This is a genomic window from Hyphomicrobium sp. NDB2Meth4, assembly GCF_900117445.1.
Classification (GTDB): Bacteria; Pseudomonadota; Alphaproteobacteria; order Rhizobiales; family Hyphomicrobiaceae; genus Hyphomicrobium_A.
The window spans coordinates 505,253-518,141 of record NZ_FPEJ01000003.1; the positions used below are offsets into that span (position 1 = coordinate 505,253).

Genomic DNA, 12,889 nt, shown 5'->3' on the forward strand with positions numbered 1-12,889 from the left:
ATCGGGATTGCTCCACTTCCTCGTTGAACATAGAAAGGAATGCTCGAACTTGCAGAAGCTGTGCCTGCAAATCGACGTTGAAAGACGAAATGTGCTCTAGGCTAGCTTCCAGTAGTGGCGCCGCATTGGTTTTCATTGATAGGCCCACGTCCGGTGGCGCCGCTCCGTGTTGCGCGAGCGTCGAAATCTCCGTGTCAGACAGGGCCGACAGCTTGGCCATAATTTCGGGGAGCTTTGCGCTTTTTTGCGCGCCCTCGTATCTGGAAACTATGTGCTGAAACCACTCTAGGCGTGCTTTTGTTTATGGTTCCAAGCGAGGTATTCACCTGGTGTACAGTGATTGCCAGTCGATACCGAAGTTCCTCGAGCTCTGTGCGTAGCGCCGTTTTCAACTTCCGTCGAGCTTGGCCCTTCGTGATAAAATCAGCTATCATTGGGCTGATTGTGCCCAGCGCCCAACCCAATAGCAGAAAGCCGACTTTTTCTTGCCAGAGTTCTTCGGTGGCCATGAGAAGATTCCCTTAGAACAAAAATCATTTGAGCACGAAAATCCGTTAGCTTCTGTTTTCTGTCTCTATTGGCTCTTAGCTCTAGAGAGGTTTTACCGATGGACAGCTTACCCCCACCCGCGCTTCAGGTCGTAGTCCTGCCGTCTGGGCATGTTATTCATCTGTCCCCACAGCAGATGACACTGCGGGAGTCCCTACGGAGGCAAATCTACCTTGATGCGATCCATTGGGTAGGGCGGACACGGTGCTTCGCCTTAGGCCAGCCATCTGACGACGACGACAAGAACGGCCGCTAGCACGATGTGCCACCAGCGCAGATCATAGATTTCAAGAGAAAGCTTCTCGATCTTCAAACGCACAGGGAGACGCTCCAGGCACAACACAATGGGCTGCGAGCAACTCGTGCCGCCCGCTTCTAGCTCCGATTGGCCGCGTCAGTCCTGTCTAGGTCTTCCCCAAGGCGATCCGTACACAGATTGCGCATTCCATATAGGCTCAACTATGGCTGCGTACGATTTTCTGCCCGCAATTTTGAAAATTCACAGTAGGCGGGCTCCGCCTCTCACCCCTTGCTGCACGCGAGCGAGATAAACCTCTCGGCCACATACAGTCGCTCTCAACCTCGAACAGTTGAGCCTGCCACCGTCTAGAATACTGATGGTTATCGGAAGGAAGTGGTGCCCAGGGGCGGAATTGAACCACCGACACCGTGATTTTCAGTCACGTGCTCTACCAACTGAGCTACCTGGGCAACGCTCCGAACGATGGACCATCAAGCCCAGAGCCCGGCCGTTATAGTGAGCGCTCTGCCGCCTGTCCAGCGCATAACGCAGCTCTTTCCAAAGCGACTTTCAGCCCGGGATTTCAAGGCCTAAGGCAGGTCGTCATCGCCCTCGGAGGCGCCCCCGCGCCCACCCGCCGCGGCTGCGTCCTCGCCATCCTCGTCGGCATCGGCCGCCCCGCCCGCGATTGCATAGCCATCACCCAGCCAGCGCGCCAGATCGACGTCGCGGCAGCGCTTCGAGCAGAACGGGCGATAGGCCATGTCGGTGGGCTCGCCGCAGATCGGGCAGCGGCTATAGCCTTTCGGTTTGGGATCCTCACCCGCCATCGAAACGCATCACTCCACTTAGGGTCAGGTCGGGTCGAGTTCCGCCGCGCGCACCCATGCGAAATGGATCGGGAAGCCCTCGCCCGCCAGCATCGTCACAACCTCGGTCAGCGGCAGCCCGACGACGCTGGTGTAAGATCCGACGATCTTCTGCACGAACGAACCGGCCAGCCCCTGGATGGCATAGCCGCCCGCCTTGCCACGCCATTCGCGCGACGCGATGTAGGCTTCGATCTCCTCGCGCGACAGATGTTTGAAGCGCACGCGCGTGTCGACGATCTTGTGGCGCACGCGGTCATCCGGCGTGATCAGGCAGACGCTGGTCAGCACGCGATGCGCGCGCCCCGACAGAAGCTGCAGGCAGTTGGCCGCCTCTTCGATGTTCGACGGCTTCATCAGGATGCGCCGCCCCACCGCCACCACGGTATCCGCCGCCAGAACGTAGGCGGAGGCGATGTCCTTGTCGTTGGCGATCTGGTCGCGCGCCGTCTCCGCCTTGGCGCGGGCAATGCGTGCGGCATAGGCGCGAGGCATCTCGCCCCGGCGCGCCGATTCATCGATCGACGACGGCCGCAGCGCGTCCGGCTCCACCCCCACCTGTGCCAGCAGCATCAGCCGCCGCGGGCTGGCGCTGGCCAGCACCAGCGTCGGGCGCGCCGCATCGGCCGATTGTCCGGCGTTCTGCCGGGCCAGCTCCCGCCGCAGCGTCTCCCGCCGTGGCGTATCGGTCCGGTTAAGCGCGGTAAGGAAAGCGGCCTTGGCGATCATCGCGACGTCACCTTGCGGATTAAGGCTGGAAAAGATGGGCTGTTACGATGGATACTGGCGGCAATGCCCGGCTCTGCCAAATGGGAGCCATGAACTGCATCTCAGTTGCTGACGCATTGCTACGGGACACTCTGACATTGCAAAGGCGGCGCCTGAAAAGCAAGTGGCCAATCCGCCGTTGCCAGAGGTCGCCCATTCCTGGATAAATCGCCCGGCGACGGGGCCACAAGGGCTTCTAACATGATTGCCAAGTCTGCGATTGTCGAACTTCTCGGCCGCACGCCGCTTTTCGGCTCGCTGGACGAAGCAGAGCGTCGCACCATTGCCGACGAGATGCGCGAGGTCACGTTTGACCCCGGTCAGGTGATATTCGCCAGAGGCGACGCCGGCCGCGAAATTTACCTCGTCGTCTCCGGCCGCGTGCGCATCTCCGTGCTGACCGCGGAAGGCCGCGAACTCTCGTTCGCCCATGCCGAGCCCGGATCCATCTTCGGCGAGATCGCCATGCTGGATGGAGGGCCGCGCTCTGCCGACGCAACCGCCGTCGGCAAGGTGTCCGCGCTCAGCCTTTCCAAGCCGGCTTTCAAGCGCCTGATGGAAACGGAGCCGCCCGTCGCCGAAGCCGCCGTCAAGTTTCTGTGCGCGCGCATCCGCGACGCCGACCAGCAGCTGGAGGGCATCGCGCTCTACCCGATCGAAGGCCGTCTCGCGCGTTTCTTCCTCGCCGCCGCGCGAACCAAGGCACCCGACCTCGAAGAGGGCCGCGTCACCATCGATTTGCCCATGTCGCAAAGCGAGCTGGCGCTTCTCATTGGTGCAAGCCGGCCGAAGGTGAACACCGCATTATCCATGCTCGAACAGAGCGGCGCGCTCGAGCGCAACGGATCGCGCATTATCTGCGATCTTGAGGAACTGCAGGCGATAGCCGGCGCAGAATAGCAATGACGCACCCATCGGATCGAGATCGGTCTGATCACCCATCGGGCTTCGCACGCCTGTGCGCCCGAATGGGAGCCGTTTGCCGTTTGGCGTTGAGCGCGCTATTGGCGCTTCGCGCGTTTCTCGCGCGCCTGCTTCGCCCGCTTCTCGACAACGCATTCGTCAAGCAGCTACGCCTCTTCGGCCGCCGCCTCGCCGCCGCCGGCACCGCGGGCCATCCACCGAACATCCGCCCGCGCCTCAAGATCCTAAACGTCATGTGCTACCTGATCGCGGCGACGACGCTGCTTTACGCGATCCAGCAGGCGCTGACCGATTACGACCGCTTCGCGCCGATGGTGCACCTCAATCTGGCGATCGTCGCGCTCGTGCTTCTGGTGCCCTTCGCACATCGCATCAACGACATCGCTGGCGGCCTTCTGCTCGTCGCCGTCGAATATGCAGCTCTCATCGGTTTCGCCGCCTTTTTCAGCCGCGAAGGCGGCGGCCACCTGCAATATCTCATCGCCGCGGCCGCCGCGTTCGTCATCTTCGGCCTCGAGCGCATCTGGCTGGTCGCCGGCGTCATCATCCTCGCCGTCGTGCTGCATCTCTACGTCTGGTACGCGTTCCCCATCGCGGGCCCAGTCACCGCCGATCAGCAGGCGGTTATGGATTCCCTTTACACGCAGGGCGCCATCACCACGTTCGCGCTCATCGCCGCCTCGGTCTACTACGCCTTCAGTCTCGCCGAGCAGGCCAAGGCCGAGACCGACGCAGTGCTGCGCAACGTGCTGCCTGACTCCATCGTTGAGCGCCTCAAGGCAACTCCCAACGCCGTCATCGCCGACTCCATCGACGATGCCTCGGTCATGTTCGCCGACATTTCCGGCTTCGTCGCCATCGCCCGCAGCCTCGGCGCACACGCCACCGTCGACATGCTCGGCCGCATCGTCTCCGAGTTCGACGCCCTCGCGGTCAATCACGGCGTCGAAAAGATCAAGACCATCGGCGATGCCTATATGGTCGTGGCGGGGCTTCCCGAGCCCGTCCCCGATCACGCCCCGCGTCTCGCCCGCATGGGTCTCGACATGCTGGCGACCGTCGAGCGCCTGCGCACCGAGAACGGCCTCCCCATCGCCCTGCGCATCGGCATGGCGTCCGGGCCGGTGATGGCCGGCGTTATCGGCACCAAGAAGTTCAGCTACGACGTCTGGGGTGACCCGGTAAATCTGGCGAGCCGCCTCGAAGGCCAGTCGATACCCGGCCGCATCCTCATCTGCCCGCAGTGCCGTTCGAAACTCGGCGAGGGCTTCATTTACGAAGCGCGCGAGGCAATCGACATCAAGGGCATCGGCTCTCAGGAAGCCTGGTTCCTGGTCGGCGAACGCCGCCCGGATGATCCGCTATCGAGCCCGGTGTTCACACCGATGGGCCGCCGTCAAACCCGAACCGCTTCCTGATGCGATCGAACAACTGATCGCGCACGCCGCGGTATTGCGCCAGCACCTGCTCGCGGCTGCCCTGATCAGCGGTCACCGTCGCATCGAGCGTAGGCCAGTATTCGACATCCACCGCCATCGTCCGCGTCAACTCCAGCGCCTGGTGATGCGCTTCCGGCGACAGCGTCACGATCAGATCGAACGAGGTGTCGTGCAGCTCCTTCAACGTATTGGGTGTATGCTTCGACACATCGATGCCGATCTCGTCCATCACCGCGGTCACGAACGGATCGGTCTCCCCTGCGCGCACGCCCGCCGAAGCCACATACGCTCTGTTGCCGGCGAGGTGACGCAGGATCGCCGCCGCCATCACCGAGCGGACGGCATTTTGCGTGCAGGCGAAGAGGACGGCGCCCGGTAGCTCACCCACAGGTGGCGGCGCACCGGCCGGCGGGGTCTCCCGCACCTCACCGCCCGAGACGCTCGCGACGTCGCGAGACATGGCGCTACCCCTTCCAGTGCAGCGCGCAGATCAGAGTGAAAAGGCGGCGAGCCGTGTCGAGATCGACCGTGATCTTCCCCGACAGACGCTCGAGCAGCGTGCGGCTGCCTTCGTCGTGCAGCCCGCGCCGGCCCATGTCGATGGCCTGGATGCGCGAGGGCGGCGACGTGCGGATCGCTTCGTAGTAGCTCTCGCAGATCATGAAGTAGTCCTTCATGATGCGCTTCAGCGGCGTCAGCGACAGCATATGCGTGACGACCGGAGCATCCCCCTCATCGGTCACTTGCAGCACAAGCCGGTCCTCGGACAAGCCGAGGTTCAGCTTGTATGGCCCGTCCTCGCGACCGTCGATGGCAAACGAGTTGCCCTCCAGGATGTCGAAGATCGCCACCTCGCGCTCGTGCTCGATGTTCGAGTTCGAGGTAGCCGTCGATTTTTCGTCGAGCGTGATCGCGACGAGGCGAGACTTCGACATTTTAGCCGGGGCTTCGGCTTCACTCATGATCTAGGGACCAGGCGGCGTATTAAGGCGAATGTCGGCCGAAAGCCGGTGGGCTTCAAGTCCTTCTGCACGGGCGAGAGCCATGGCGGCAGGCGCCAGCGCAGCAAGCGACTTCGCGTCGAGCCTCAACAGCGAGGTGCGCTTCATGAAGTCGAGCACGCCGAGACCAGACGAGAACCGAGCCGTGCGCGAAGTCGGCAGCACGTGGTTGGACCCGGCGATATAGTCGCCGATCATCTCCGGCGTGCGCGATCCGAGGAAGATCGCACCCGCGTTGCGGATCTTGTTGCTCAGGTCTTCCGAGTTCTGCGTTGCGATTTCGAGATGCTCCGCCGCGATCCGGTCTGCCAGCGCGGGCGCTTCCGCCAGCGACGAAAGCTCGATGATGGCACCGTACACATTCCAGCTCTCACCCGCGATGTTCCCGCGCGGCAATGTCTGCAACTGCCTTTGCACTGCCGCCTCGACAGCACGCCCGAACTCGGCGTCATCCGTCATCAGGATCGATTGCGCTGCCGTATCGTGCTCGGCCTGCGCCAATAGATCAGCGGCAATCCATTCGGGATTGTTGTGTTTGTCGGCGATCACCAGCACTTCCGACGGGCCGGCGATGCTGTCGATACCGACCGTGCCGAATACCAGCCGCTTCGCAGCCGCCACGTAAGCATTGCCCGGCCCGACGATCTTCACCACCGGGGCAATCGTCTCAGTGCCGTAAGCGAGCGCGCCGACGGCCTGCGCACCACCCACACGATAGATTTCTTCGATGCCGGCAAGCTCCGCCGCTGCCAGCACGAGCGGGTTCAGCTCGCCGTTCGGCGATGGCACCACCATCACGATGCGCGGCACGCCAGCAACCTTCGCCGGGATGGCATTCATCAGCACGGAGCTGGGATACGAGGCAAGACCGCCCGGGACATAGAGCCCGACCGACTCCACCGCCGTCCAGCGCCAGCCGAGTTCGACGCCGATCGCATCGGTATAGCGCTCGTTGATCGGCATCTGACGCTCGTGATGCTCGGCGATGCGATCCGCCGCCACCTGCAGCGCATCGAGCGTCTCCTGCGAGCACGCCGCGCGCGCCTGTTCCACCTCGGCCTTGCTGACACGCAGACCCATCTTGCCCAGATCCACGCGGTCGAACTTCTTCGACAGATCGATCAGGGCTTCATCGCCGCGCGCGCGCACATCGGCAAGAATGCCCGCTACGGCATCCCCGACATCCTGCGAGGCCTCGCGCTTCTCACCGAGAAACGCGGCAAATGCCGCCTCGAAGCCGGGATCGCGCGTTTGCAGCCGCTTGGGCATAGTCATCATCGGCCGCCAGCGGCCGTCTCCTTGAGAAATTCCAGTTATTCGTCGATGGCGTGTGCCGGCCTGCTGCTCGTTATCCACGCCGACCCTAAATCGCGCAGCTCGGACTCGATGCACTCCACCTCGAGCCGAACCGCCGCGCCGCCGGCAAAGTGCAGTATCACGGCGCCCGAGGGCTCATCGCCTGCTTCGAATGTCACCGCCAGGAGTGCTAGGGCATGGTCCTTCTGCTTGAGGTCGAAGCCTTGCACCCGCGCAGCCTTCACCCGCTCGAAGCGCAGTCCCGTCCGCCGGCGCTGGTTGACCCCGGCCTTGGCCGCGCCCTCCCAGTCGAAACGATTGGCAATCGCCGCAAACCGCATCTCCGACTTGATGAAAGCCATATCGCCGACGCGCACCACCGCATCCTGCAAGTGGCAGGACAGGACCTTTAGGTCCTCCGGATCGAGGGCGATCAGCTTCAGATCTTCCATGTCGGTGTCCCTGGGGCCGCTGGTGAGCCTTTTTGGCCACGAACTTTCAAGGCGTTGATAGCGGCCGAGCCGCGGCCACGCAACCAGCCTGTCCGGGTAGAGGGAATGCCGCAGGGGCCACAGACGAGTTGCGCAGGCGCCCGACAGGCTAACAGACACGCCAAAACGGCCTTCAGGGGAGGGACAATGCGCCTGCCGCGCCTAGCCCGATAGTGCTCAGCGCGTGGCTGCTCCGACTGAATCGATAGCCGCTGTGCGCAGAGAAAACTCGTACGCGCCGCGTGCAAAGGCCGCGATACCGATCGCACAGGCCAGCAATGCGGCCATCATGGCGACCTTGAGAATTTGCGTCTGCATTATGTCTTCGCTCGTAATCATTTCGCCGTCCCGGCTTATGACTAGGGGAACGAAACACCGCCGGCCGTTCCGTCGGAAACAACCACGCGAATAAGCCCAAACCGGGGAGAAATAGCGGCAGCGCAAAAAGAACGAGCCCCGGTCGAAACCGAGGCTCGCCTTGCAAGCGCATGAGCGGGATGGAGCTGAGATGCCCGCAACGCGCCGACGGGATTGTCAGTAGCAGTACTGGCGCAGCGTCCAGCCCTTCACGCGGCAGCGCTCGTTGCCGCTACCATCCGTGGTGCACACGCGGTTCGGCAGCCGCTGGTAGGAGCAGTAGTAGTTACCGGCCTGCCCCTCGTAGCCCTTCATCGGCTGATTGAACTGGTAATCCTGCGAATAAAATTCCTTGCCGCCGCCCTTGGCGAAGACGACGGAAGTGCCGGCCCAGGTCAGGAGGGCCGTGACGATTGCGGCAGTGAGAAAGATTTTCATCGGAGCACTCCATCAATGCGTTGTTGCCTGATGGAGTTGATACGCGGCTGCGCTGAGCCCCGCTGTTCCCCGCGTTACGCAGCACGAGAACCCGCTGTCAAACGGGTAGAGAACCCGAACCGCCCCCCTCGGCCGCGAAGCGGCAAGGCGCCAAGGGCGCCCAGCACCGTCGCTCCGACCGCCCGAGAACCTCTTGGCGCGCCACTCGTCCAAGACGACGCCGCGAAGCGGCCAGGGCGCAAGGCGCCCCGCGCCAAGTGGCGCGGCCAACAGCTCGCTCGGCGAGCGCCGCACGACAAGCCTCTCTCCACTCGTGTCAGAAAGCCTTTAGATCAGCCCGTCAGTCTTTCGATCTGCGCGCCGCAGCGCGACAGCTTCTGCTCGAGCTGCTCGAAACCGCGATCGAGATGATAGACGCGATTGATCATCGTCTCGCCGTCGGCCATCAGCGCCGCGATGACCAGCGAAACCGATGCGCGCAGGTCCGTCGCCATTACGGGCGCGCCTGTGAGCCCTTTGACGCCCTTCACAGTAGCCGTATCACCGTGCAGCTGGATATCGGCGCCCAGTCGCGCCAATTCCTGCACATGCATGAAGCGGTTCTCGAAGATCGTCTCGCGAATGACGCTGGTACCCTTCGACATGGTCATCAACGCCATGAACTGGGCCTGCAGGTCGGTGGGGAAGCCTGGGAACGGCTGCGTCTCAACCGACACCGGCTCAATCCCGTGCCCGTTGCGTTTGATGCGGATGCCGCTATTGGTCGTGAGTATCTCGACGCCTGTCTTGGCGAGCGTGTCGAGCGCCGTCTTCAGCAGCTCCGGACGCGCGCCTTCCAGCGTCACGTCACCGCCCGTCGCCGCCACGGCCATGGCGAACGTGCCCGTCTCGATGCGGTCGGCCAGTACAGAATGCACCGCGCCTTCGAGACGATCCGCGCCTTGAATGTGCAGCGTCGACGTGCCGATGCCTTCGATCTTCGCGCCCATTTTGACGAGGCACTCGGCAACGTCGCCGATCTCAGGCTCGCGCGCCGCGTTCTCGATCACCGTCTCGCCGCGCGCCAGCGCCGACGCCAGCAGCACGTTGTGCGTGGCACCGACCGAAACCTTCGGGAACACCACGCGGCCACCGCGCAACCCGCCGCCCTTGGCCTTTGCAAGCACGTAGCCGGCCTCAATTTCGATCTCCGCCCCGAGCTCCTTGAGGCCCATGAGATGCAGGTCCACCGGGCGCGTGCCGATCGCGCAGCCGCCAGGCAACGACACCTTCGCCTGCCCGCAGCGGGCAAGCAGCGGCCCCAGCACCCAGAAGCTGGCGCGCATGCGGCTCACCATCTCGTAGGGGGCGACCGTATCGACGATATCCCGCGCAGAAAGGTGGAACGTCTCACCGATGTGCTGAGCCGGGCCCGGACGCTTTCCGTCCACGGCGAGGTCGACACCGTGATTGCGCAGGATGCGCGCCAACAGGTTGACGTCAGCCAGATTGGGAACGTTCTTCAGCGTCAGGCGATCGGGCGTCAGCAAGCTGGCGATCATCAGCGGCAGAGCGGCGTTCTTGGCGCCTGAAATCGGAATGCTGCCGTTGAGCTTCTCGCCGCCGACGATCCTGATGCGATCCATTCGATGTGCCCCTCATGCGCCGGATGGTACCGGCAACCTCAAATGAATGATTAAGCGCTTCGCGCCTCTGCCAGCAAGTGTGACGCAAATACTCGCCGGCTGGCGGGCCGCAGCCCGCGACCTTACCGCGTGCACCTGTTCGCACGGTTAATGCCTTCGCGCGAGCCTCAAGTAAGGGCAGAGCGCGGCATTCTTTTGGCTCAGTCCTGATCGACCTTCACGTTGAAAGGGGCGAGCTCTTCGCGCATCGCCACCCGCGCCTTGGCCTCGACGCGCCTATACGCCGCTGCCACCCCCCGGCCGTAGTCGGTGAGCTTGGCTCCCCCACCCTTCGCGCCTCCGGGAGCCGCGCTGACGAGTTGATCGGGGAACATATGGTTGAGAGCGTCAACGAGCAGCCAGGCGCGGCGATAGGACATGCCCAGTTCCCGCCCCGCAGCCGAGATCGAGCCCGTCCGCCCGATCGCCTCGAGAAGGTCCACCTTGCCGGGCCCGAGCACCATGCCATCGCCGATAAGAATGCGTACGCGCGGAAATGCTCGCTCTGACTTCCGCTTCGCCTTCGGGATGGCTTTCACAGCCGTGCGCGGGGTCACTCGCTTGGTCTTTTTGGACGCTTCGCTCAAGTGTGCCTCCTCTCGCCCACGGCACTATAGCAGTGGCCCTGTCCGAACACGACTTGACGCACGAGATGTGAATTTTTCCGTACGGTGTATTCTCCAGTATACAGCGCACAAACCTCCGCGGTTTCTGACTTGCGTCACTGCGCTCTACACTGAAAACCATCCATCACTTCGGGGCCGAAGATCGCGATGGTTGTGCGCAATAGCGTCCGATTCTCCGAGAGCCCACTCGTGATGCAAATCAGCGGCCTGCCGAGGTGCATCAAAGTTGCCATCCACGCCGTCGAGCAGCCGGGCCTATTCCGTGCTCTCATTTGCAGCAGTGCCGCCGACACCGCACTCTGATTTTCCGGCCTGCGTCGTTCGCGATCGTGCACGCGCCTGCTCTTTGCGCTTCTTGAGGTTCGCCCGCAGCTCAGCTTCCAGACGCGCAGCGCGATTGTTGCCGCCGCCCTTCTTGCGCTCCCCGTCGGTCATGATGTGTCGGCGCTCCCCTCTCCGCCTCGAGCCTCGCAATCGCTGTATCGACGATATCGCCCGGGCGTGACCCCTTCAACAAGGAGCGGGCGTTTTTCCCGCCGCCGATCCGATAAATTCCCGCCTCAACAAAGACTTAGCGGATCAACACATCAACATCGCGTGAGCACCGCGGCACGCGAGCCAACGTGGCTTGCCATGAGTTCCCACCCATTGAATATGACCGCAACAACATAACAGTGAGGGGAAACGATGAAGCGTACCGCTGTAATTCTCGCGTCGACCGTCTGCCTTGGCGTGACCACCGCCTCGGCGATGGCGGCAGATGTCAGCTTGCCGCTGCGCAAGGCCGGCAAGTGGGAGCAGGTCACCGTCATGGAAGAGGGCGGCAAGAAGCACGAACAGACGCTGACGATCTGCATCGACGCCGACATGGAACGCAACACCGCAGCAGCCAGCAGCGCCGAGCACGCCCAGCATTGCTCCAAGTACGAGATCAAGAAAGACGGCGACAAAGTCGTGATCGACGCGACCTGCAAAATGAACGGTCGCGACGTGGACAGCCGCACCGAGATGAGCGGCGACTTTCAGAACGCCTTCGACGTCAAGATCGACTCGACGACGTCGGGCATTCACCAAGCCCAGTCTATTTCGATCAAGCGCCTGATCGAGCAGAAGGGAAAGTACCTTGGTGAGTCCTGCGGCGAGCTAAAGGCCGGCGAGGCCATGGGCACCGATGGCACCAAGCTGATGGTGCAGTAAGCGAAGCCACAGCAGACGGATCGGAGCGGCCTTGAGCGCCGCTCCTTTTTTTTAGCCAGCCGAAGCGGGCTTGACCACGACGCCCCACGGCAGCCGGCCCACCGGCACCGACTTCTCCGCCTTCAGCGTCTCGATGTCGATCACTGTCAGGTCGTTGGTGAGCCCGTTCGCCGAATAGAGCTTCTTTCCGTCCGGCGACAACGCCATGTGCCACGGCCGCTGCCCGGTTAGGATGTAGCCCGTCGTCTCGTACGTTGACGTGTCGATCACCGCGATGCGGTTCGCGCGCCCGATGGCGACGAAAGCCCGCTTGCCGTCTTTAGAAAATATGATGCCCATCGGCTGGATCAGCTCTGGTCGCACGCCTGGGATCTCGAAGTGCAGTTTCTTGACGATCTTGAACGTGTCCGCATCGATCACCGCCACCGTGCCGCCGATCTCCGCCGACACCCAGACATGCTTGCCGTCATGCGTGAACATGGCAACGCGCGGCCGCGTGTCGACGAGGATGTTCGCCTTCACCTCGAAGTTCGTCGTATCGATGATGTGCGCCATGCTCGTCGCTTCGGACGTTGCCGCAACGAGCTTGTCGTCCGGGGAAACCGACATGCCTTCCGGCTCGACGCCAACCTCGATTTCCGCCAGCACCTTGCCGGTCGCACGCTCGAGCACCGTGACGTAGCCATCATCTTCGTTGGCGACGTATATCCGCTCGCCCTTGTGGTCGACGTCGAGCAATTCCGGATCGGGGCCCGTATCCATCGTGCGCACCACTTCCAGCGTCGTCGTGTCGATCACGTCGAGCCGGTCGTCATCGCCAGCGCAAACCAGCACTTCCTTGAAGTCTGGCGTAATGGCGATGCCACGCGGCCTCTTGCCGGTCGGAATCGTCTTCACCACCTTGAGGCTGTCGCTGTCGAGAACGGTGACAGTGTTGTCCTTCTCGTTGCTGATGAAGATGGTGTCCGCCATCGCCGGCGCACAAAGCGCGCACGGCAGAACGAGCGTCACGAGAAGCCTGCGCATGAT

General features: G+C 62.8%; 16 protein-coding genes and 1 tRNA gene. 3 read left to right on the plus strand and 14 right to left on the minus strand.

Annotated elements, in window-relative coordinates:
- Positions 1–194: 194 nt before the first annotated feature.
- The 4 genes from NDB2M4_RS19940 to NDB2M4_RS08525 all read right to left on the minus strand — a co-directional run bounded on the left by NDB2M4_RS19940 (position 195) and on the right by NDB2M4_RS08525 (position 2,388).
- Positions 195–509, minus strand: coding sequence for a hypothetical protein (locus tag NDB2M4_RS19940; protein ID WP_139247150.1), 315 nt, complete (start codon positions 507–509; stop codon positions 195–197).
- Between the two features lie 675 nt (positions 510–1,184).
- Positions 1,185–1,260, minus strand: a tRNA-Phe gene (locus tag NDB2M4_RS08515).
- 120 nt (positions 1,261–1,380) lie between these two features.
- Positions 1,381–1,620: a DNA gyrase inhibitor YacG gene (gene yacG / locus NDB2M4_RS08520; RefSeq protein ID WP_072373074.1), complete on the minus strand. Its 240-nt coding sequence runs from the start codon at positions 1,618–1,620 to the stop codon at positions 1,381–1,383.
- Positions 1,621–1,644: 24 nt separating this feature from the next.
- Complete coding sequence (locus NDB2M4_RS08525) at positions 1,645–2,388, minus strand: Maf-like protein (protein ID WP_072373077.1); 744 nt, start codon at positions 2,386–2,388, stop codon at positions 1,645–1,647.
- A gap of 240 nt (positions 2,389–2,628) precedes the next feature.
- On the opposite strand from NDB2M4_RS08525, the gene NDB2M4_RS08530 reads away from it, so the two are divergent.
- Both NDB2M4_RS08530 and NDB2M4_RS08535 read left to right on the plus strand, forming a co-directional pair.
- Positions 2,629–3,327 (plus strand): Crp/Fnr family transcriptional regulator, encoded by a 699-nt coding sequence (locus tag NDB2M4_RS08530; RefSeq protein ID WP_072373080.1) that lies wholly within the window; start codon positions 2,629–2,631, stop codon positions 3,325–3,327.
- 86 nt (positions 3,328–3,413) lie between these two features.
- On the plus strand, positions 3,414–4,769 hold the full coding sequence (locus tag NDB2M4_RS08535) for an adenylate/guanylate cyclase domain-containing protein (RefSeq protein ID WP_244536091.1): 1,356 nt from the start codon (positions 3,414–3,416) through the stop codon (positions 4,767–4,769).
- Here the strand turns inward: NDB2M4_RS08535 and NDB2M4_RS08540 are convergent.
- The 9 genes from NDB2M4_RS08540 to NDB2M4_RS08575 form a co-directional block, all read right to left on the minus strand.
- Positions 4,729–5,250 carry an arsenate reductase ArsC gene (locus NDB2M4_RS08540; protein WP_083556048.1) on the minus strand — a complete coding sequence of 174 codons (522 nt, stop codon included), beginning with the start codon at positions 5,248–5,250 and terminating at the stop codon, positions 4,729–4,731. The two genes, NDB2M4_RS08535 and NDB2M4_RS08540, sit on opposite strands and share 41 nt — an antisense overlap.
- Positions 5,251–5,254: 4 nt before the next feature.
- Positions 5,255–5,725, minus strand: coding sequence for a UPF0262 family protein (locus tag NDB2M4_RS08545; RefSeq protein ID WP_244536092.1), 471 nt, complete (start codon positions 5,723–5,725; stop codon positions 5,255–5,257).
- 30 nt (positions 5,726–5,755) lie between these two features.
- Positions 5,756–7,060: a histidinol dehydrogenase gene (hisD, locus tag NDB2M4_RS08550; protein WP_072373089.1), complete on the minus strand. Its 1,305-nt coding sequence runs from the start codon at positions 7,058–7,060 to the stop codon at positions 5,756–5,758.
- A gap of 44 nt (positions 7,061–7,104) precedes the next feature.
- Positions 7,105–7,539, minus strand: coding sequence for a DUF2948 family protein (locus tag NDB2M4_RS08555; protein WP_072373092.1), 435 nt, complete (start codon positions 7,537–7,539; stop codon positions 7,105–7,107).
- A gap of 216 nt (positions 7,540–7,755) precedes the next feature.
- The gene (locus tag NDB2M4_RS20190; RefSeq protein WP_171988057.1) at positions 7,756–7,896 is read right to left on the minus strand and encodes a hypothetical protein; all 141 of its coding nucleotides are present in this window, start codon (positions 7,894–7,896) and stop codon (positions 7,756–7,758) included.
- A gap of 216 nt (positions 7,897–8,112) precedes the next feature.
- Entirely contained in the window at positions 8,113–8,373 is a 261-nt protein-coding gene (locus tag NDB2M4_RS08560; RefSeq protein ID WP_072373094.1) for a hypothetical protein, read from the minus strand.
- 332 nt (positions 8,374–8,705) lie between these two features.
- A complete protein-coding gene (gene murA / locus NDB2M4_RS08565; RefSeq protein ID WP_072373097.1) occupies positions 8,706–9,998 on the minus strand; it encodes a UDP-N-acetylglucosamine 1-carboxyvinyltransferase in 1,293 nt (430 codons plus the stop codon).
- Positions 9,999–10,198: 200 nt separating this feature from the next.
- Positions 10,199–10,624 carry a winged helix-turn-helix domain-containing protein gene (locus NDB2M4_RS08570; protein WP_244536094.1) on the minus strand — a complete coding sequence of 142 codons (426 nt, stop codon included), beginning with the start codon at positions 10,622–10,624 and terminating at the stop codon, positions 10,199–10,201.
- Positions 10,625–10,918: 294 nt separating this feature from the next.
- Complete coding sequence (locus tag NDB2M4_RS08575) at positions 10,919–11,098, minus strand: hypothetical protein (RefSeq protein WP_072373100.1); 180 nt, start codon at positions 11,096–11,098, stop codon at positions 10,919–10,921.
- A gap of 252 nt (positions 11,099–11,350) precedes the next feature.
- Between NDB2M4_RS08575 and NDB2M4_RS08580 the strand changes: the two genes are divergently transcribed.
- Entirely contained in the window at positions 11,351–11,860 is a 510-nt protein-coding gene (locus tag NDB2M4_RS08580) for a DUF3617 domain-containing protein (protein WP_072373103.1), read from the plus strand.
- A 51-nt stretch (positions 11,861–11,911) separates the two neighbouring features.
- Here NDB2M4_RS08580 and NDB2M4_RS08585 read toward each other — a convergent pair whose 3' ends face one another.
- Positions 11,912–12,886: a PQQ-dependent catabolism-associated beta-propeller protein gene (locus NDB2M4_RS08585; protein ID WP_072373106.1), complete on the minus strand. Its 975-nt coding sequence runs from the start codon at positions 12,884–12,886 to the stop codon at positions 11,912–11,914.
- Positions 12,887–12,889: the final 3 nt, after the last annotated feature.

Bases quoted from the DNA above. Each gene is read 5' to 3' on its own strand.
- NDB2M4_RS08540 (WP_083556048.1), bottom strand. From the start codon at position 5,250: ATGTCTCGCGACGTCGCGAGCGTCTCGGGCGGTGAGGTGCGGGAGACC.
- NDB2M4_RS08545 (WP_244536092.1), bottom strand. From the start codon at position 5,725: ATGTCGAAGTCTCGCCTCGTCGCGATCACGCTCGACGAAAAATCGACG.
- NDB2M4_RS08585 (WP_072373106.1), bottom strand. From the start codon at position 12,886: ATGCGCAGGCTTCTCGTGACGCTCGTTCTGCCGTGCGCGCTTTGTGCG.
- yacG (WP_072373074.1), bottom strand. From the start codon at position 1,620: ATGGCGGGTGAGGATCCCAAACCGAAAGGCTATAGCCGCTGCCCGATC.
- hisD (WP_072373089.1), bottom strand. From the start codon at position 7,060: ATGCCCAAGCGGCTGCAAACGCGCGATCCCGGCTTCGAGGCGGCATTT.
- NDB2M4_RS08525 (WP_072373077.1), bottom strand. From the start codon at position 2,388: ATGATCGCCAAGGCCGCTTTCCTTACCGCGCTTAACCGGACCGATACG.
- NDB2M4_RS08530 (WP_072373080.1), top strand. From the start codon at position 2,629: ATGATTGCCAAGTCTGCGATTGTCGAACTTCTCGGCCGCACGCCGCTT.
- NDB2M4_RS08560 (WP_072373094.1), bottom strand. From the start codon at position 8,373: ATGAAAATCTTTCTCACTGCCGCAATCGTCACGGCCCTCCTGACCTGG.
- NDB2M4_RS19940 (WP_139247150.1), bottom strand. From the start codon at position 509: ATGGCCACCGAAGAACTCTGGCAAGAAAAAGTCGGCTTTCTGCTATTG.
- NDB2M4_RS20190 (WP_171988057.1), bottom strand. From the start codon at position 7,896: ATGCAGACGCAAATTCTCAAGGTCGCCATGATGGCCGCATTGCTGGCC.
- murA (WP_072373097.1), bottom strand. From the start codon at position 9,998: ATGGATCGCATCAGGATCGTCGGCGGCGAGAAGCTCAACGGCAGCATT.
- NDB2M4_RS08580 (WP_072373103.1), top strand. From the start codon at position 11,351: ATGAAGCGTACCGCTGTAATTCTCGCGTCGACCGTCTGCCTTGGCGTG.
- NDB2M4_RS08575 (WP_072373100.1), bottom strand. From the start codon at position 11,098: ATGACCGACGGGGAGCGCAAGAAGGGCGGCGGCAACAATCGCGCTGCG.
- NDB2M4_RS08555 (WP_072373092.1), bottom strand. From the start codon at position 7,539: ATGGAAGATCTGAAGCTGATCGCCCTCGATCCGGAGGACCTAAAGGTC.